This is a genomic window from Methylorubrum sp. Q1 (genome assembly GCF_004683995.1).
Lineage (GTDB): Bacteria > Pseudomonadota > Alphaproteobacteria > Rhizobiales > Beijerinckiaceae > Methylobacterium.
Window position 1 is genome coordinate 131,286 of sequence record NZ_SRHQ01000006.1, and the last position, 17,699, is coordinate 148,984.

16 protein-coding genes are annotated in these 17,699 nt (G+C 69.1%); 9 read left to right on the forward strand and 7 right to left on the reverse strand.

The window, feature by feature from the left end; all coding sequences use genetic code 11:
- Nucleotides 1–37 precede the first annotated feature (37 nt).
- Genes E4V01_RS08170 through E4V01_RS08185 form a run of 4 tightly spaced genes read right to left on the reverse strand, consistent with a single transcriptional unit; the run spans nt 38 to nt 3,401 of the window.
- Entirely contained in the window at nt 38–700 is a 663-nt protein-coding gene (locus tag E4V01_RS08170) for a TenA family protein (RefSeq protein WP_135298011.1), read from the reverse strand.
- Nucleotides 701–739: 39 nt separating this feature from the next.
- Complete coding sequence (locus tag E4V01_RS08175; protein ID WP_135298012.1) at nt 740–1,204, reverse strand: hypothetical protein; 465 nt, start codon at nt 1,202–1,204, stop codon at nt 740–742.
- A gap of 9 nt (nt 1,205–1,213) precedes the next feature.
- Complete coding sequence (locus E4V01_RS08180) at nt 1,214–1,903, reverse strand: response regulator transcription factor (protein ID WP_003605215.1); 690 nt, start codon at nt 1,901–1,903, stop codon at nt 1,214–1,216.
- A 10-nt stretch (nt 1,904–1,913) separates the two neighbouring features.
- Nucleotides 1,914–3,401: an ATP-binding protein gene (locus tag E4V01_RS08185; protein WP_135298013.1), complete on the reverse strand. Its 1,488-nt coding sequence runs from the start codon at nt 3,399–3,401 to the stop codon at nt 1,914–1,916.
- Nucleotides 3,402–3,904: 503 nt separating this feature from the next.
- On the opposite strand from E4V01_RS08185, the gene E4V01_RS08190 reads away from it, so the two are divergent.
- On the forward strand, nt 3,905–4,723 hold the full coding sequence (locus tag E4V01_RS08190) for a hypothetical protein (protein ID WP_135298059.1): 819 nt from the start codon (nt 3,905–3,907) through the stop codon (nt 4,721–4,723).
- Between the two features lie 111 nt (nt 4,724–4,834).
- Here E4V01_RS08190 and E4V01_RS08195 read toward each other — a convergent pair whose 3' ends face one another.
- Nucleotides 4,835–6,541: a DEAD/DEAH box helicase gene (locus E4V01_RS08195; RefSeq protein ID WP_060771714.1), complete on the reverse strand. Its 1,707-nt coding sequence runs from the start codon at nt 6,539–6,541 to the stop codon at nt 4,835–4,837.
- Nucleotides 6,542–6,981: 440 nt separating this feature from the next.
- Here E4V01_RS08195 and E4V01_RS08200 point away from each other — a divergent pair, with 440 nt between their 5' ends.
- Nucleotides 6,982–8,109 carry an FkbM family methyltransferase gene (locus tag E4V01_RS08200; RefSeq protein WP_135298014.1) on the forward strand — a complete coding sequence of 376 codons (1,128 nt, stop codon included), beginning with the start codon at nt 6,982–6,984 and terminating at the stop codon, nt 8,107–8,109.
- Between the two features lie 38 nt (nt 8,110–8,147).
- Here E4V01_RS08200 and E4V01_RS08205 read toward each other — a convergent pair whose 3' ends face one another.
- Complete coding sequence (locus E4V01_RS08205) at nt 8,148–9,212, reverse strand: HD-GYP domain-containing protein (RefSeq protein ID WP_193763171.1); 1,065 nt, start codon at nt 9,210–9,212, stop codon at nt 8,148–8,150.
- Between the two features lie 177 nt (nt 9,213–9,389).
- Here E4V01_RS08205 and E4V01_RS08210 point away from each other — a divergent pair, with 177 nt between their 5' ends.
- The 6 genes from E4V01_RS08210 (at nt 9,390) to E4V01_RS08235 (ending at nt 15,526) form a co-directional block, all read left to right on the forward strand.
- On the forward strand, nt 9,390–9,809 hold the full coding sequence (locus E4V01_RS08210; RefSeq protein ID WP_060771711.1) for an HIT domain-containing protein: 420 nt from the start codon (nt 9,390–9,392) through the stop codon (nt 9,807–9,809).
- A gap of 10 nt (nt 9,810–9,819) precedes the next feature.
- Nucleotides 9,820–10,791, forward strand: coding sequence for an NAD(+) diphosphatase (nudC, locus tag E4V01_RS08215; RefSeq protein ID WP_135298016.1), 972 nt, complete (start codon nt 9,820–9,822; stop codon nt 10,789–10,791).
- A gap of 173 nt (nt 10,792–10,964) precedes the next feature.
- Complete coding sequence (gene trpA, locus E4V01_RS08220) at nt 10,965–11,807, forward strand: tryptophan synthase subunit alpha (RefSeq protein ID WP_135298017.1); 843 nt, start codon at nt 10,965–10,967, stop codon at nt 11,805–11,807.
- 136 nt (nt 11,808–11,943) lie between these two features.
- Nucleotides 11,944–12,867 (forward strand): acetyl-CoA carboxylase, carboxyltransferase subunit beta, encoded by a 924-nt coding sequence (accD, locus tag E4V01_RS08225; protein WP_060771708.1) that lies wholly within the window; start codon nt 11,944–11,946, stop codon nt 12,865–12,867.
- A 32-nt stretch (nt 12,868–12,899) separates the two neighbouring features.
- Nucleotides 12,900–14,225 (forward strand): folylpolyglutamate synthase/dihydrofolate synthase family protein, encoded by a 1,326-nt coding sequence (locus E4V01_RS08230; protein ID WP_135298018.1) that lies wholly within the window; start codon nt 12,900–12,902, stop codon nt 14,223–14,225.
- Nucleotides 14,226–14,635: 410 nt separating this feature from the next.
- On the forward strand, nt 14,636–15,526 hold the full coding sequence (locus tag E4V01_RS08235; protein ID WP_060771706.1) for an outer membrane protein: 891 nt from the start codon (nt 14,636–14,638) through the stop codon (nt 15,524–15,526).
- A gap of 156 nt (nt 15,527–15,682) precedes the next feature.
- Here the strand turns inward: E4V01_RS08235 and trxA are convergent, their stop codons facing one another.
- On the reverse strand, nt 15,683–16,003 hold the full coding sequence (gene trxA / locus E4V01_RS08240) for a thioredoxin (RefSeq protein WP_003603560.1): 321 nt from the start codon (nt 16,001–16,003) through the stop codon (nt 15,683–15,685).
- Nucleotides 16,004–16,354: 351 nt separating this feature from the next.
- Between trxA and E4V01_RS08250 the strand changes: the two genes are divergently transcribed.
- Nucleotides 16,355–17,641, forward strand: coding sequence for a PQQ-dependent sugar dehydrogenase (locus E4V01_RS08250; protein ID WP_135298019.1), 1,287 nt, complete (start codon nt 16,355–16,357; stop codon nt 17,639–17,641).
- The last annotated feature ends 58 nt before the right edge of the window (nt 17,642–17,699 follow it).

Sequence of the window (17,699 nt, forward strand, 5' to 3'; positions counted from 1 at the left end):
AAGCGGCCGGGCCGGGGTCCGTAGCCGCGATCCCGGCTCAGAGCGCCCAGGTGAGATCCCGATAGGCGCCGTCCCAGAACGCGTATTCGAGGCGGGTCGCGTGGGTATAGGCCGCGTGCATGCGGGCGCGCAGGGCCGGGGAGGCGGCGGCGTCCGCCTCGTCGGTCGCGGCGATCATCGCGGCCACCGCCTCGCCGAACTCCTCGCCGGCATAGGTGTCGATCCAGGCGCGGTAGGGATTGTCGGGCTTGGCGTGGGCGAAGATATCGCGGCCGACCTCGGCGTAGATCCAGAAACAGGGCAGAAGCGCGCCGAGCACGACTTCGTAGGGCTCGGCATAGGCCGTCGCGATCAGCCACGCGACGTAGTGGTCGCAAGCCGGGGAGAGGGGCGTCGCCGCGAACGTGCCGGCATCGATGCCGTATTCTTGGAAGAAGCCGCCATGCAGCGCGCGCTCGACCACGATGGCGGTCTCGGCGCCGCGGGCGAACTGCACGATCCGGTCGGGATGCGGCGCCTTGGCGGCGGCGAGCGCCAGCGCCCGGCCGAAGCCGATGAGGTAATGCGCGTCCTGCACGATATAGCGGCGGAAGCGCTCAGCGCTCAGAGAGCCGTCCGCCAGTTCGGCGTTGAACGGCATCGTGCGGATCGCCTCAAAGGCCGCGAGATTGCAGGCCCAGGCTTCAGATGAAAACTGCATACCGCCCGCTCTGATAGGAGGAAAAAACTTACTATAATATCAGAATCTTCCCAAATAGACTAGATAAACATCTCCGTAGAGCGGGTGCCGCACAAGACCTTGAACCGTTCCAGGGCACGGACCGAACAACATATCTTCGAGCGGCACGACATCAACGCCGCTTTTCAGCTCAATTATTTGCGCTCTATCCATAAAATTACTGTATTTTTCCCTGGAAACTCGAGTGCTTTCAGGTATATTTTCCAAAAATATTCTCGTGTCTTTCTGTGAATAAACGTCAATCCAAGCGGATAATTCATTCGGCGATTTAAAGAGATACGCGCCGTAAAGCACGAACGGAAGAACCTCTCCCTTCGACCACTTCTGGAAACTTGTACCCAAGGCAAACGGACAATTGTTTTGGAACGTCACGCGTGGCCACGCTTCGGCAAGACACGGGACTGGAGCGGCAGAAACGCATAGTCCCGCCCACAAGACCGCGGCAATACGAATGGTACGAACCATGAGGGTCCCTCAACCCTGCCGCTGGGCCTGGGTCACCGCGACGTGAATCAGTTCGGCCAGCGTGCGCACCCTGAGCTTCTGGCGCATCTGCGAGCAGGCATTGGTGACGGTCTTGTAGCTGACCGAGAGGTCGGCGGCGATGGCGCCGTAGGACTTGCCCTGCGCGAGGCGCGCCAGGATCTGCTGCTCGCGCGGCGTGAGCTGCGTCTCCGGGGTGCGGCGCGGGTCGGCCCGCAGCATCGCGACCTCGGTGGCGAGCCGACGGTCGAGGTAGACCTCGCCCGCGCGCACCCGCTCGAAGGCCTGGAACAGCTCGTTCGAGGCGTGATCCTTGAGCACGTAGCCGAGCGCCCCGGCCTCCAGGGCCCGCGAGACGATGACGGGATCGTTGTGCATCGAGAAGACGAGCACGCGGGTCTCGGGCTCGATGGCGCGCATGCGCCGGATCAGGGCAAGGCCGGCAAGCCCGCTGCCCTGGAAGGTGAGGTCGCAGATCACCACCGGCGGGCGCAGGCGGTGGAAGGCGCGGTAGCCGGAGACGACGCCGGTCGCCTCGACCACGGTCTCGATTCCGGCATCCTCCAGCACACGGCGACAGCCCTGGAGGACGATCGGGTGATCATCGATGACCAGGACGGGGGTGGCGGCGCCCTTGCTCGACGCTGCTCTCATCATGGGGCTGCTGACCGGCGCGTTCATCGTACACGCATCACTTGGGTTGCGGCGCGGCGTGGGGAGGCGGAACCTCGCTGCCGTCGCGCTCGGGATCGATCGGGAGGGTGATCCGGACAACGGTTCCGGAGGCCGTGTTGTCAAGAGACGCCGTGTCGAGGCTGAAATGACCGCCCAGCGCCTCGACCCGCTCGCGCATCCCCGACAGGCCGAGACCGACACGGTGGCCGGGCGCGATGCCGGTGCCGTCATCCTCGACGCTCACCCGCAGGAACGTCAGGCCGGCGGCGTCGGTCTCCTCCGCCGCGCGGGCTCGGACATGGCGGGCGGCGCCGTGGCGTACGGCGTTGGTGCTGCTCTCCTGAATGCAGCGGAACACGGTGAGATCGACGATGTCGCCGTAGCCGCGGGCCAAGCCCTCGAACGCGCCATCGAAGGCGGTCTCGGGATGGCGCCGTCGGAAATCGCGGAGCAGCAGGTTGAGGCAATCGGTCAGCGGCACCTCGCCGAGCCCGTGCGGGCGCAGGCGGTTGAGAAGGTCGCGGTTGAGGACCTGAACCTGGCCGACGATGCTGCCGATATCGCCGGCCCGCGCCGCGAGCCGGCTGCGGTCGATCTCGCCCGGGCCGGCGGCGAGCCGCGCGACGGAGGCTGCGTTCGCCTCCAGCGCGAACAGGCACGGGCCGAACTCGTCGTGGAGTTCGAGGGCGATGCGGGCGCGCTCGTCGTCCTGGGCCGTCAGGAGTTGACGGTTGAGGCGGCCGTTGGCGGCCCGCGCGTCGGAGAGCGCCCCGGCCACGCGGTTGAAGCGCTCGGCGATCACCGCGAGTTCGCGGGAGGCCGGCGGGTCGAGATGGGCGGTGTAGTCGTGCCGCTCCAGCCGGTTCAGCCCGTCCGCCAGGCGCCCGAGCGGCCGCAGGATGCGCCCGAGCGCCAGGGTGAGGGCAGCCAACACCGCGAGGTTCAGGATCAGGCTGGCCAAGGCCAGCGAGCGGGCATAGCCCCAGACTTCCTCGATCTCGTCCAGGGGCTGGGTCGTGATCGCGGCGGTGCCGATCCGCTCGCCCTTCACGACGATGGGCAGATCGTGCTGGCGCGGTTCGGGGGCGATCAGCCGGACGAACCAGCGCGGCGCCGTCCGCTGCTCGCGCGCCTGCTCGGAGGGACCGAAGCCGACACGCTTGCCCTCCGCATCGAGGATGGTCACGCGGACGTGGCGCAGGGCCTGAAAGCGCAGGTCAAGCGTATGGAGCACGCTCTCGGGGCTCGGGCTGCGCAGGGAGCGGATGGTATCGGCGACCAAGGGCTCGACGGTGGCGAGACCGGCCGCCATCTCGACCTGCACGGCGCTGCGCGCGGTCAGCACGATCACGCCGCAGGAGGCGAGGGCGGCGGCGATGTCGATGGCGAGCACGACCAGGATGAGCCGCGTGCGCGTCGGCCAGCCGGCCCAGAACGGCAGCCCCGTGCCGTCGGCTCGATCCTGCGCCTTGTCGAGGTTGGGATCGGCCACGCTTTGCGCCATCAGAGGCGTCGGGGAAGCTTGCGTCGCGGCGGGAATCGGCACGGGCCCTCGCGGTCGGTCAGTCCGCCATACGCCGACAGGAGCAGGCCGGATCCGGGACCATTCGGCAAACCGCCATCGGATAAAAGGCTCAGATTTCTACTCTTTCGGCACGGCGGCACCGTGGCCGATCGCCGGATGAATGTCCATGCCGGGGCCGCGCCGCAGGGTCGCGCGGCACACTGATGTTTTTCTTAATAATCGCCGGACGGCAGGCCGCGCACCGCATGATCCGCTTACACGCTCCGTTAAACCGGCTCCGCTAAGGTCGATCGCTAGAACTCGTCGGGGCGAGACTTGTCCGGGGCGCACCTGTCCCGATCAGGTCCGGCCGCCCTGGAGTTTCCGCCAGATTCGTGTGGGTGGACGGCGCCTGAATTCTCAACAGGCGACGCCGGACATCTTGCCGCCGCATTGCCGAGGCCGTCTTGTTGCAGGGCTACAACGTGCAAGAGGCCGACCGCATGTCGGTGACGATTCATCCGTCCCAAACCCGGCCGGCCGAGAGCAGGGCTCCGGCCCGTCGCCGGCTGCCCGTCATCCTCGGCGCCGCGGGCGGGAGCGCTGCCCTCCTCGTCTTCGCCGTGGGGGCTTTCGCGTTCTTCTCCAATCTCGCCGATCCCAGGAGCCGGCCGGCGCGGATCACACCCGTCGCCTCGCAATGGCCCGACCTGAAGGACGGCGTTCCGGCACTGGCGCCGGCCTCCATCGGGTTGCCGGAAGCGCGCCGGGCCAACCTGCCGGCCGCGGAACCCGCGTCGGCGGCGGCCGCAGCGCCGGAGGTCGCGCCGCCGGCCCGGGCGAATCTGCAGATCGAGCCGGCCCCCACGGTTCCGGCCGCGACCCGCACGGCGGCAGCGGTCGCCCCCGCCAAAGTCACGGTGCCGCTGCCTCCGAGCCGGAGCGAGATGGTGCAGGCGAAGACGGAGCAGCCGGCGCGTTTCGTGTCGCTGCCCGCGAAGACGAAACCCGAGATCGCCAAAACCGAAGCCAAGGTCGAGGCCAGAACCAAGACTGATTCCGCCAAGGCCGACGCTGTTAAAACTGAAACTGCCAAGGCTGAAACCGCCAAGGCCGATCTCAGCCGGAAGCCCGCGCCCGTCGTCCGCAACCGCGCCACGGAAGCGCGGCCGACGCAGACCGCTTCGGCGCAAGCACCTGCCGCGCGACCGGTGCAGGACGCGGCGGAAGAGCCGGAACTGCTCGGCGTCAAGATTCCCGGCGGCCGTCAGATCCGCGAAGGCTGGGATGCCGCCGTGAGCGGCCTGCTCGGCGACAAGTAAGGCCGCCGGCGAAACGGCCCGGCTCGAACGAGCCGGGCGCAGCAATGACGTTCGCACACCCAAAATCTTGGCCGGGGCGGCTTTCGTGCCCCGGCACCGTCGCGAGGCGGATTAGCCGCCGCGGCCGGTTTTGGTCGCCTCGCGGCGATGGCGCTGGGCGCGGGGGCTCTTCGGTGCCTTGGCGGCGGCCGGTCCATCCCCCTGCATCCGCTCGACGCGGACGTCGGCCGGTCCGCGCCGGGCGAAGGACGCGGCGAAGTCGTCTGCTGCGCTGGCGCGGACCTCGAAGGTGGTCTCGTTGTCGAAGATCCGGATGGAGCCGATATCGCCGCGCCCGATCTGCCCGCGGCGGGTCAGCATCGGCAGAAGGCGGCGCGGCTCGGCCCGGTCGCGGCGGCCGAGATTGAGCCGGAACCAGGCCGCCGGCTCATCGTCACCGACCCGCGAAGCGCCGACCGGCACACCGCTGCGGGAATCCGGACGCCGGCTCGTCTCGTAGGCCGGATCGCTCACCTCCTCCGGAACGGGGATGCGCGAGCGGTAGAGCCGGGCGAAGGCCGCAGCGAGTCGCTCGGGCGGGCAGCGCTCCATCAGCGCCTCGGCCCATTCCCGCTCCCACTCGCGGTCCTCCTCCGTCTCGGGCTCGGCGAGCAGCGGATCGGACATCATCCGCTCGCGGTCGAGGATGCGGATTTCGTCGGCGTTCGGCGGGCCGCTCCAATCGGGGCTGACCTTGGCGATGGCGAACATCTGCTCGGCCCGCCGCCGCCGGGCCGGCGGCACGAGCACGACGCTCGTCCCCTTGCGGCCGGCGCGGCCTGTGCGGCCGGAGCGGTGCTGCATCACCTCGGCATCGTGCGGAAGGTCGGCGTGGATGACGAGGTCGAGCCCCGGCAGGTCGATGCCGCGGGCGGCGACGTCGGTGGCGACGCAGACGCGGGCGCGGCCGTCGCGCAGGGCCTGGAGCGCGGCGTTGCGCTCGCCTTGGCCGAGTTCGCCCGAGAGTGCCACGGCCGAGAAGCCGCGTTCGGTCAGCGAGGCCTGGAGATGGCGCACCCCGTCACGGGTGTTGCAGAACACGATCGCGACCGGCGCATCGACATAGCGCAGAATGTTGACGACGGCGTGCTCCACTTCCCGCGGCATCACGCGCACCGCGCGGTAGACGATGTCGGCATGGCCGCGGGTCTCCCCGGCGACCGCGAGGCGCAGGGCATCGCGCTGGTAGCTCTCGGCGAGCGCGACGATGGCCTTCGGCAGGGTCGCCGAGAACAGCAGGGTGCGCCGGTCCTTCGGGGTCGACGCCAGGATGAATTCGAGATCCTCGCGAAAGCCCATGTCGAGCATCTCGTCGGCCTCGTCGAGGATGACGGCGCGAAGCCCCTCGGTGACGAGCCGGCCGCGCTCCATGTGGTCGCGCAGGCGCCCCGGCGTGCCGACGACGATATGGACGCCGGCCTCCAGCGCGCGGGCCTCACGGCGCGGATCCATTCCGCCGACGCAAGGGACGATCCGCGCGCCGGTCTGCGCGTAGAGCCAGGTCAGCTCCCGCTGCACCTGGAGAGCCAGCTCACGGGTCGGCGCGATGACGAGGGCCAGCGGCGCGCCGGGCGGCGGCAGCGTTTCGTCGTCGCCGAGCAGCGTACCGGCGATGGCGAGACCGAAGGCGACGGTCTTGCCCGATCCAGTCTGAGCTGAAACGAGCAGGTCGCGCTCGGGCACGGCATCGAGCACCGCCTGCTGGACGGGTGTCGGCTCGGCATAGTTGCGCTCGGTGAGCGCCCGCGCCAGGGGGGAGGGCAGAGACGGAAATGGCAAGGGAGATGCGCCTTAAGAACCGGCGCATTCGCACCGGTACACGCGAACCGGCAGATGGCCGGATCGGAATTCGGATGCTGTGTCTAACGCCAACTGAGCGCGGAGACCACTACCTGCACCGCGCAGCGGCGTTGCACGGTGCGGATTACGCGGACGAACCTGCGAGGATGCCCCGGCCTTTCCAGAGGATTGCCCCACGTTGAAGGTTCGTGACGATATCGCGCCGTTTGCTTGCACCGGAGCCGGTCGTCGCCGATACAAGATGTACAAGAGGGGTCTTGTATCGGAAGCGGTTTCTCGATCGGTTTCCAGTCGATCCAAGGGCGGACGCTTCTCGAATCCTCGGCCCCGACGTCCCATCCGCTGAGCGAGAAGCCGGTGCGCCAAGCGCAACCGAACACGTCCCTCGATTGCATTTTCCTCCGACCGGAGAAGACACGTTGCCAGAGCCCGATCTCAGATCAGACGATGTCGATGCATTTCGCCTGCATGTTTGCCAGAGGCTCATTGCCGCCTCGGGCCGGACCGAAGAAGACAATATCGACCACGCCTACCCTCCGTATGAAGTCGCCGCCGGGCAAGAGGCGTTCGACGCGGTGCGGGCGCGCTTTCTCGCGTACCTGACGGGCAGTTGGGACGGGATGGCGCGATCCTACGGCCGTCTCGAAGATGACGCCTCACGCAAGCTCTTCGTGGACTTGCTTCTGTTTCGCGTGCTCGGATGCCGCCATGTCCGGCTCGACAGCAATACGCCCGCCTATTGGGAGGCTCGAAGGCAAGCTGAGGCGCTTCCGGTCGAGCCCTCGCCCTTCGCGGACCTTCCCGGCGGCGCAGGCCTTTGCCACTTTCTGTTGCCGGGCGAAAAGCGCCCCCTCACTGTGGACTGCCTCCACGCCAACATCTTCTTCACGTTCCTCCTGAGGCAGTATTTTTTCGATCGCGGCGGCGTGCGGGTGCAGCCGGAAGTCGGCGATCATGTGGTGGATGCGGGGGCCTGCTTCGGCGACACTGCCATCGACTTCGCCGAAACCGTCGGCGAAACCGGCCATGTCTACTCGTTCGATCCCCTCGAAGCCCATCTGAGGATCGTCCATCACAACATCCGGCAGAACGATCTTTCGAACCTGACCGTCTTCCAGCATGGCTTGAGCGATCACAATCTCGAAGCCCTACCGGTCCAGGGACTGTGCGACCCGGGCTTTGCGGACGAGGATGTCATGCCGGTTAGGCGCCTCGACGACGTCGTCGCGACGGGCACGATCCCACGGGTCGACTTCATCAAAATGGATATCGAAGGGTACGAGCTTCCAGCTCTTCGGGGCGCCGAGGCGACGCTGCGCACCTTCCGTCCCAAGCTCGCGATCTCCGTCTATCACCGCTGGGGCGACTACTTCGAGATCCCCGACTACATCGCCAGCCTGAATCTCGGCTACCGGTTCTTCCTGCAGAACTACACGGTCGGGGAAGGCGAGACGGTTCTCTATTGCATCGCCGCGCCCGGCGACGGTGGAGCGGCCGAGAGCGAATTGTCCGACGCCGGGACGGCGCACGCCTCAACCCCGTCGTAACCCCCTTACGGACCGCCTTCTTCTCGGCCGAACGCGTCCTACGCCGCCCGCTCCTCCACCAGGGCGACGATGTCGTCCCAGCGCGAGAGGAAGGCGGCGACGCAGGCCGGGTCGAAATGCCGGCCCGCCTCCGCCTCGACATGGGCGCGCGCCCGCTCCAGGGACCAGGCGGGCTTGTAGCTGCGCGCGGAGATCAGCGCGTCGAACACGTCGGCCACCGCGACGATCCGGCCGGAGCGGGGAATCTCCTCGCCCTTGAGACCGCGGGGGTAACCGGTGCCGTCCCAGCGCTCATGGTGGGTCAGCGCGATCTCGGCGGCAATCTGGAGCAGGCGCGAGGGGCTGTCATGCAGCATGTGGTAGCCGCGCAGGGCGTGCTGGCGCATCTCCTCCCACTCGTCGGGGGTGAGGGGGCCGGCCTTCATCAGGATGTGGTCGGGGACCGCGATCTTGCCGATGTCGTGCATGGTCGAGGCCAAAGCCACGTCGTCGGCCTCCGCCGACGACAGGCCGAGTCCTTCGGCCACCGCGATGACGCAGCCGGCCACGCGGGTGAGATGGTCGCCGGCCCGGTCGTCGCGGAACTCGGCGGCCAGCATCAGGCGGCGGATCAGTTCGCGCTCGCGCGCCGAAGCGTCGGCCACCGCCCGTGCCGCGTCGCGCCGCATGGTGCGCGCCCGGTCGTCGCTCTCCCGGCGCGCCAGGGCGAGTTCGATCAGAACGCCGACCCGGTCCTGCAATTCCAGGGCGTCGAACGGCTTGGACAGCGTGTCGGTGGCGCCGGCCTCGCGGCCGATCCGGCGCAAGTTCCGGGCGTCGCCGCCGGCCACCAGCAGGACCGGGGTGCGGGCGAGACTCTGCTGCTCCCGCAGGGCACGGATCAGGGCAGGGGCGTCGAAGCGCTCGGGCTCGGCCTCCAGCACGATCACATCAGGGGCTTCGGCGATCAGGTCGTCGATCACATGGCTCGTGACCGCGAGGATGCAGGCGCTGCAGGGCTGCCCGCGCAAAGCGAGGACGAGGGGAGCCGGGGTTCGCGCCGCTACGATGGCGACCACCGTGTCCCGGCTTCGCTCCCCGCTTCCTTGCGCGTCGCCCGTCATCGCGTCATCCACGGCGATCCCGGCGCGGCCCGCCGCCCACCGACTCCCGATCGCTGCCCCTTTGCGTGCCATAATATGGTTAACCGCAATTTGACACGGCGTGACCGACCTTCGCGCGACCGCGCCGACCGCGGAAACTGGGCCCCACTTTTCGGGCCGGCGCGCTAGATTGCCGGCATGAACGACGACGCCTTCCCCCTCGATCCGCGGCTTGCCGCCGACACCCATGCCGTGGGCGATCTCGCCCTCTGCTCCGTCCTGCTGATGGACGATGCACGCTTCCCGTGGCTGATCCTGGTGCCGCGGCGGCCGGGCTTGAACGAACTCACCGACCTCACGCCAGAGGATGCGCGCCTCGCCTTCGAGGAAACGCGTATCGCGGTCAGGGTCATGCAGACGCTCGCCCAGCCGGACAAGGTCAACGTCGCCAGCCTCGGCAACGTGGTGGCGCAGCTTCACATCCACGTCGTGGCCCGGTTCCGCTCGGACCCGGCCTGGCCAGGGCCGGTCTGGGGCGTCGGCGAGCGCAAGCCCTATCCGCCGCATGCCCGCGCCGCCCTGCTCGAACGGGCCGCCGCCCTGTTCATGGCCGCGTGAGGCGACCCGGATGACAGGCTCGCCCAACCCACCCGGCCGAGACGCGCTCGCCTATGCCGCGAGCCGCCTCGTGCGGCACTCCGCCGAATTCGGCCCGGCCCCCGCCCTGACGGACGCCGGACCGGATGCCCGCCTCGTGCTGATGGCGGGCGAGACGGTGATCGTGCGCGCCGCCCCGGTGGAGACCGGAACGGCCCTGCTCACGCCGGACGAGGCCGGCCGGGCGGGCGAGCGTGCCGTGGAAATTTACCTCGGACGGGTCGAGGGGCGGCCGGTCTTCGCCGGCGCCCTCCCAGGGGAGGCAGCCCTCCTCTTCCCCGCGCCCGGCCACCGCGCCCTCGACCTGCGGGCGCTCGCCGCCGAGGGCGCGGTGGCCCGCGAGGAACAAGGGCTCATCGCCACCGCCAAGTCGGTGCTGGCCTGGCATGCCCGGCACCGCTTCTGCGCCAATTGCGGCAGCCCGACCACCATCGCCGCCAGCGGCTTCCGCCGGGAATGCGGGGCTTGCGGGCTGCACCACTTCCCGCGCACCGATCCCGTGGCGATCATGCTCGTGCGGCGGGGCGAGACCTGCCTGCTCGGGCGCGGCCGGCATTTCAAGCCGGGGATGTATTCCTGCCTGGCCGGCTTCATCGAGCCCGGCGAGACGGTCGAGGACGCCGTGCGCCGCGAGACGCGGGAGGAGACCGGCGTCGCGGTCGGCGCCGTCGCCTATCACGCCTCGCAGCCCTGGCCGTTCCCGGCCTCGCTGATGATCGGCTGCGTGGCCGAGGGGCTGTCGGAGGCCATCCGCACCGATCCCGACGAGCTGGATGACGCGCGCTGGTTCACGCGTGCCGAGGTGGCGCGAATGATCGCGGGCACCCATCCCGAGGCCCTGACCGTGCCGCCGCCGACGGCCATCGCCCACCTGCTGCTGCGCGACTGGGTCGACGGCGTCATCGAGGACACCGTCGGGGCCGTGCCGGACCCGGAGGCGTGAGCCCGGCGCCTCGTGCGCTTCACGGACGCGAGCGGATGGTGTAGGCGCCCCCACTTGGCCGGGAAATCGGCCGAGGAATTGGCCGGGGAAGTCGGGCCCTGCGCGGCGGCCCGGTTCCGGGGGAACCGTGCCCCCGGGCCTCAAGGCCGGACGTACCGCCGGGAGCGAGAACCATGACCGCCCGCATCGATGCCGCCTTCGCCCGCTGCCGCGCGGAAGGACGTGCCGCCCTCGTCACCTACGTGATGGCGGGCGATCCCGATCCGGAGACCTCGCTCAAGGTGCTCGAAGCCCTGCCGAAGGCGGGGGCCGACATCGTCGAGTTCGGCCTGCCCTTCACCGATCCCATGGCCGACGGGCCGGCGATCCAGGCGGCGGGTCTGCGGGCGCTGAAAGTCGGCCAGGATCTGCGCGGCACCCTCGCTCTCGTCCGCCGCTTCCGCGCGGGCGACGACCGGACGCCCGTGGTTCTGATGGGCTACTACAACCCGATCCATACCTACGGCGTGCCCCACTTCCTGGAGGATGCGCAGGCGGCCGGCATCGACGGTCTGATCGTGGTCGATCTGCCGCCGGAGGAGGACGAGGAGCTCTGCCTGCCGGCGCTCGAGAAGGGGCTCGCCTTCATCCGCCTCGCGACCCCGACCACGGACGAGGCCCGCCTGCCGGCGGTTCTCGCGAACACCGCGGGCTTCGTCTACTACGTGTCGATCACCGGCGTGACCGGGACGGCGACCCCCGATTTCGGCCGGGTGTCGCAGGCGGTCAGCCGGATCGCGGCCCATACCGCCCTGCCCGTCGTCGTCGGCTTCGGCGTGAAGACCGGCGCGCACGCTGCCGAGATTGCCCGCGGCGCCGACGGCGTGGTGGTGGGCTCGGCCCTCGTCGATGCGCTGGCCCGCAGCCTCGAACCCGGCGACCGGGCCGGGAACGGCACGGTGGAGGCCGTCGCCTCCCTGGTGCGCGAGTTGGCGCAGGGTGTCCGCAGCGCCCCCAAGGCGCCGTCCGGGGCCTGAACGCCGCCGCAAGCCCGCCGCGCGGGGGGTATCCTGCCGGAGCCTCCCGAGAGGGGAGATCCCCCCTGGGATCGAGGCGGCGGCGATCCGATATCGATGCGGCAAGAGAACTCGGTAGGACAGGGAGTCTGACGCGATGGTCGAGCCGATGAACTGGATCTCGGAGGTCGTACGGCCCCGGATCAAGACGCTGTTCAAGCGCGAGACGCCGGAGAACCTCTGGGTCAAGTGCCCCGACACGGGCCAGATGGTCTTCCATAAGGAAGTCGAGCAGAACCACTGGGTCATTCCCGGCTCCGAACACCATCTCAAGATGTCGGCCACGGCGCGTCTCAAGATGATGTTCGACGAGGGCACCTGGATCGACGTGCCGCTGCCCGAGGTGCCGGCCGACCCGCTCAAGTTCCGCGACGAGAAGCGCTACGTCGACCGTCTCAAGGAGGCGCGGGCCAAGACCGGCATGCCCGACGCCTTCAAGATCGGCTTCGGCCGCGTCGGCAGCCTGCCGATGACGATCGCGGCTCAGGAATTCGGCTTCATGGCCGGCTCGCTGGGCATGGCCGGCGGCGAGGCCTTCGTCCGCGGGGCCGAGACCGCGCTCGAGAAGCGCACCCCCTACGTGCTGTTCGCGGCCTCCGGCGGCGCGCGGATGCAGGAGGGTATCCTCTCCTTGATGCAGATGCCCCGTACCACGGTCGCCGTGCGCCGGCTTAGAGCCGCGCGGCTGCCCTACATCGTGGTGCTGACGAACCCGACCACCGGCGGCGTCACCGCCTCCTACGCCATGCTCGGCGACGTGCATCTGGCCGAGCCCGGCGCGCTGATCTGCTTTGCCGGCCCCCGCGTCATCGAGCAGACGATCCGCGAGAAGCTGCCCGACGGCTTCCAGCGGGCGGAGTATCTGCGCGAGCACGGCATGGTCGATCAGGTCGTCCACCGGCATCAGCTCAAAGAGACGATCAGCCGGCTCTGCGGCTTGCTGATGGACGTGCGCCGGACGCCCGAGTCCGACACCGCCCGCGAGCCGACCGCCCCCGAACCCGTGTCGAACGCGGCCTGAACTCAATCCGCGACAGAAGGTCTCCACGCGAGATGGAATCCTCCGACGCGTTGATGGCGCGCTTCCTCGCCCTGCATCCGCGCACGATCGACCTGTCGCTCGGTCGCATCGAGCGCCTGCTCGCGGGCCTGAACCATCCCGAGCGGCGGCTGCCGCCGGTGATTCACGTCGCCGGCACCAACGGCAAGGGCTCGACCATCGCCTTCATGCGGGCGATCCTGGAGGCTGGCGGGCTGGCCGCGCACGTCTACACCTCGCCGCATCTCGTGCGCTTCCATGAGCGCATCCGCCTCGGCGGCATCGGTGGCGGCCACTACGTCGCCGAAGACCGGCTCGCCGACGCCTTCGCCCGGTGCGAGGCGGCCAACAAGGGCGATCCGATCACCGTGTTCGAGATCACCACCGCGGCCGCGCTGCTGCTGTTCTCCGAATGCCCCGCCGACGTGCTGCTGCTGGAAGTGGGCCTCGGCGGCCGGGTCGACGCCACCAACGTCATCGACCAGCCGGCCTGCGCCGTGGTCACCCCGATCGGGCGCGACCATGCCGAGTATCTCGGCGACACCGTCGAGGCCGTGGCGATGGAGAAGGCCGGCATCTTCAAGCGCGGCTGCCCGGCGGTGATCGCCGCCCAGGATTATGCCGGGGCCGATGCCGTCCTCTGTCGCCAGGCCGAGCGGGTCGGCGCGGTGCCGGTGCGGATCGGCAACCAGGATTTCTCCGTGCACGAAGAGAGCGGGCGCTTCGTCTACCAGGATGAGATCGACCTGTTCGATCTGCCTCGCCCGCGCCTGGCCGGGCGCCACCAGCTCACCAATGCCGGCACCGCCATCGCGGCCCTGCGCGCGGCGGGCTTCGGCGACATCGGCACGGTCGCCCTCGAAGCCGGCCTGCGCAACGTCGATTGGCCGGGCCGGCTCCAGCGCCTCGTGCGCGGGGCGCTCGCCGAGCGGATGCCCAAGGATGCCGAGCTATGGCTCGACGGCGGCCACAACGCCGATGGCGGGCGCATCCTCGCCGCCGCCATGGCCGATCTCGGCGAGCGCAGCGACGTGCCGCTGGTCCTGATCGTCGGGCTGCTCGGCACCAAGGATGCCGAAGGCTTCCTGAAGAACTTCGTCGGCCTTGCCCGTTCGCTCGTGGCGGTGCCGATCACCGGCCAGATGGCCGCGCGGCCCGCCGAGGAAGTGGCGGAAATCGCCCGTGAGGTCGGCCTCGCGGCCGAGGTCGCTCCGAGCGTCGAGGCGGCGCTGGCGGCTCTGTCGGACACGGTCTTCGAGCGCCCGCCGCGGGTCCTCATCTGCGGTTCGCTTTATCTGGCGGGCGCCGTGCTCGAAGCCAACGGCACGATCCCGGTCTGACACGGCGTCCGCCTGATCGAAGCGGGCATTCGACGGGACGGCGCGAGGGCCGGAGATCCGCGCCGCGAGGCCATCGATCGACAAACCACACGAGCCGGAAGCGATTCGCGCGTCACGCCGGGCGCCGGTTCTGCCGCCGGCCGGCAAAAGATCTTCATCGAACGTCCGTCGTCCGACTCGTGACCTGTCGAATCAGGCAACGGACGCGATGGTGTAGACCCGTCGTCCCGTCGAACGGCGCATCCCCGAGTGCCCGATTTGACGCAAACCTGCTTTCGGCCTCCCCGCGCACCGGATGCAACCGCTCGTCGGGTCGATTGTGGCGCAGTAGGTGTGGCCTGTTCGCTACATCTCAGGCCAGGGAAATGGTCTAGCTTGTTGGCGATCGGGTTTCTGCTGGGGATCAACAAGTGAAAAAGCTTCTCACCTCTCTCGCCGCCTTCACGGCGCTGACCGCGGCGGCCTCCGCCGCCGACCTGCCGCGCCGCGCTGCTCCGCCGCCGGTCTTCACGCCCATCCCGGTGTTCACCTGGACCGGTTTCTACGCCGGTTTCAACGCCGGCTACGGCTTCGGCGTCGAGGACAACGGTGCGGCTCCGGTCGTCGGCGTGAACAGCCTGACCGGCCTCGTGCGTCCCGGCCAGACCGCCGTCATCGCCTTCGGTGGCAACAGCCGCAACGACGGCTTCGTCGGCGGTGGTCAGATCGGCTACAACTACCAGTTCACCCCGGGTTCCGGCGTCGTCGTCGGTATCGAGGCCGACGCTCAGTACGTCGATTTCGGCCGTAACCGGAACCAGTTCTCGGTCGTGAACAGCAACCCGGCCTTCCCGGGCGTCGCCGCTCAGCAGGTGTTCAACCCGAACGGCCTGTCCAGCCTCGACTTCTTCGGCACCGTCCGCGGTCGCCTCGGCTACGCCTTCGACCGCGTCCTGTTCTACGGCACCGGCGGCTTCGCCTACGGCGCCGGCGGCGGCCGTCAGTTCGGCCTGCCGAACAGCTCCACCGACGACTTCCGCACCGGCTACGCCGCGGGTGGTGGTGTCGAGTACGCTCTCCCGACCGACTCGTTCCTGAACTTCTTCCGCTCCTCGGCCGTCACGCTGAAGGTCGAAGGTCTGTACGTGAACCTCGATCGCGGCGGCGGTGCCCTCAACGGCGCCTTCGCGGTGAACAACGCCGGCGCCGTCATCACCACGGCCAACCCGGGCGTGGTCGTCGTCTCCGGCCCCTCGCGCCGCAACGACACCGAGTTCGCCGTCGTCCGCGCCGGCCTGAACTACAAGTTCGGCAGCTACTAAGCCGAACCTTCGATAACAGGGTCTCGAAACCAGGGAGCCCGGCCGCAAGGCCGGGCTTCTTGCGTTTCGGGGCCCGTCGCGAGCGAAAAAGGCATGAAAAAAGCCCGGCCTCGCGGCCGGGCTGTCTCGGGTCGTTCGGCCCGAATTCGGTTCGGGTCAGGCGCTCGCCTGGATCCAGCGCGAAAGATCGCCCTTGGGGGCAGCGCCGACCTTCTGGCTGGCGAGCTTGCCGTCCTTGAAGATCATCAGGGTCGGAATCGAGCGGATGCCGTAGGTCGAGGCGATGCCGGGGTTCTCATCGACATTGACCTTGACGATTTTCACCTTGCCCTGGAGATCGGCGGAGATCTCTTCCAGCGCCGGGCCGATCTGCCGGCAGGGGCCGCACCACTCCGCCCAAAAATCCACTACGACGGGCTCGGCGGACTGCAGAACGTCCTGCTCGAAGCTCGCATCGGTCACTTTCACGGTCGCCATCGTAGGTCCTTTCGACACGCGGGTCCCACGCGGGTGCATGGAGGCCCCTGCGCAGAGGGCACCGAGAGCGGGTTCGGCGCCTCACGGTGAGGCGAGAATTGGCGACGCCCGACCGCCCGGTCAAGGCATCCCGCCCCGGCCGCGGGTCTGGCACGCCGAACCCACATGGATAAGCCTGCGTTCGTCCCCGCAATCCCCCTCCGATCGGCTTGCCGGCGCCCTCGCCCAGCGCCTTGCCATCTGACGAACCGCGTCGCGAGTCCGTCTCCTGGCGCGGCCCGACCCTCGCCGTGGGCCGCCTGCGCCCCATTTGGCGAGCAAGATCGGCGACCCGCACAAGGATCAATCGACGTGACGCGCACCCTTTCCCTCTTGCTCGCCACCGTTGCGGCCCTCGGCCTCGATGCCCCTGCCTTCGCTCAGCAGCCGGCCGGACAGGAGTCGCGCTCCCCCCGCATCGAGGGTGAATCCTTCCAGGCGCCGGCCGCGCCGAGTGCCGGCACGTCGATCGCCGAGAAGGAGGCGCCGAACACCGAGTACAAGCCGCTCCTGCCCAACCAGACCCGTGCGCCGGAGCCCGCGCAGAAGACCGAGTTCGAGACCGCCGTCGTGGCCAAGGGCCTGGAAAGCCCCTGGGCGATGGAGTTCCTGCCCGACGGGCGCATGATCGTGACCGAGAAGGCCGGCAAGATCCGCCTGATCGCCAAGGACGGCACGGTGGGCCAACCGGTGGCGGGCGTGCCGAAGGTCGATCCGAAGGGGCAGGGCGGTCTTCTCGACATCGCGCTGAGCCCGAGCTTCGCCGCGGATCGCACGATCTACTTCAGCTACAGCGAGCCGCGCGACAAAGGCAACGGCACCACGGTCGCCAAGGCCAAGCTGGTCGAGAGCGACGGCAAGGCGAAGCTCGAGGACGTCAAGGTCATCTTCCGCCAGATGCCGACCTATGACGGCGACAAGCATTTCGGCTCGCGCCTCGTCTTCGCGCCGGACGGCAAGCTGTTCGTCACGGTGGGCGAGCGCTCCGACAAGCAGACCCGCGGGCAGGCGCAGGATCTGACGAGCGGGCTCGGCAAGGTCTTCCGCATCGACACCGACGGCAGCGCCCCGAAGGACAACCCCTTCACCGGCGGCGAAAAGGCCAAGCCCGAGATCTGGTCCTACGGCCACCGCAACGTCCAAGCGGCCGCCCTGGACAACCAGGGCCGGCTCTGGACGGTGGAGCACGGGCCCCGCGGCGGCGACGAGCTGAACCGCCCGCGGCCCGGCCTCAACTACGGCTGGCCTGTGGTCACCTACGGCATCGAGTATTCCGGCGAGAAAATCGGCGACGGCCAGACCCAGGCCGGCGGCACGGTGCAGCCGGTCTATTACTGGGATCCGGTGATCGGCCCCTCGGGCATGGCGCTCTACGATAAGGACGCGTTCCCGGCCTGGAAGAACCAGTTTCTCATCGGTGGCCTCGTCAGCACCGGGATCGTCGCGCTCAAGCTCGACGGCGACAAGGTCGTCACCGAGGAGCGCATCCCGCTGGAACACCGCGTCCGCGACGTGCGGGTCGGCCCCGACGGCGCCGTCTACGCGGTGACCGAGGATGACGGCCAGATCGTCAAGTTGACGCCGAAGAAGGGCGGCTGAGGCTGACGTAAAGGATCTCGCAGGGACTCCCCCTCTCCCCGCAAGCGGGGCGAGGGGA

Excerpts from the sequence above, each read along its gene's own strand:
- E4V01_RS08175 (WP_135298012.1), bottom strand. The coding sequence starts at position 1,204 with ATGGTTCGTACCATTCGTATTGCCGCGGTCTTGTGGGCGGGACTATGC.
- E4V01_RS08210 (WP_060771711.1), top strand. The coding sequence starts at position 9,390 with ATGAACGACGACGCCTTCCCCCTCGATCCGCGGCTTGCCGCCGACACC.
- E4V01_RS08185 (WP_135298013.1), bottom strand. The coding sequence starts at position 3,401 with ATGGCGCAAAGCGTGGCCGATCCCAACCTCGACAAGGCGCAGGATCGA.
- accD (WP_060771708.1), top strand. The coding sequence starts at position 11,944 with ATGGTCGAGCCGATGAACTGGATCTCGGAGGTCGTACGGCCCCGGATC.
- E4V01_RS08190 (WP_135298059.1), top strand. The coding sequence starts at position 3,905 with ATGTCGGTGACGATTCATCCGTCCCAAACCCGGCCGGCCGAGAGCAGG.
- E4V01_RS08170 (WP_135298011.1), bottom strand. The coding sequence starts at position 700 with ATGCAGTTTTCATCTGAAGCCTGGGCCTGCAATCTCGCGGCCTTTGAG.
- trpA (WP_135298017.1), top strand. The coding sequence starts at position 10,965 with ATGACCGCCCGCATCGATGCCGCCTTCGCCCGCTGCCGCGCGGAAGGA.
- E4V01_RS08230 (WP_135298018.1), top strand. The coding sequence starts at position 12,900 with ATGGAATCCTCCGACGCGTTGATGGCGCGCTTCCTCGCCCTGCATCCG.
- E4V01_RS08205 (WP_193763171.1), bottom strand. The coding sequence starts at position 9,212 with ATGACGGGCGACGCGCAAGGAAGCGGGGAGCGAAGCCGGGACACGGTG.
- E4V01_RS08180 (WP_003605215.1), bottom strand. The coding sequence starts at position 1,903 with ATGAACGCGCCGGTCAGCAGCCCCATGATGAGAGCAGCGTCGAGCAAG.
- trxA (WP_003603560.1), bottom strand. The coding sequence starts at position 16,003 with ATGGCGACCGTGAAAGTGACCGATGCGAGCTTCGAGCAGGACGTTCTG.
- nudC (WP_135298016.1), top strand. The coding sequence starts at position 9,820 with ATGACAGGCTCGCCCAACCCACCCGGCCGAGACGCGCTCGCCTATGCC.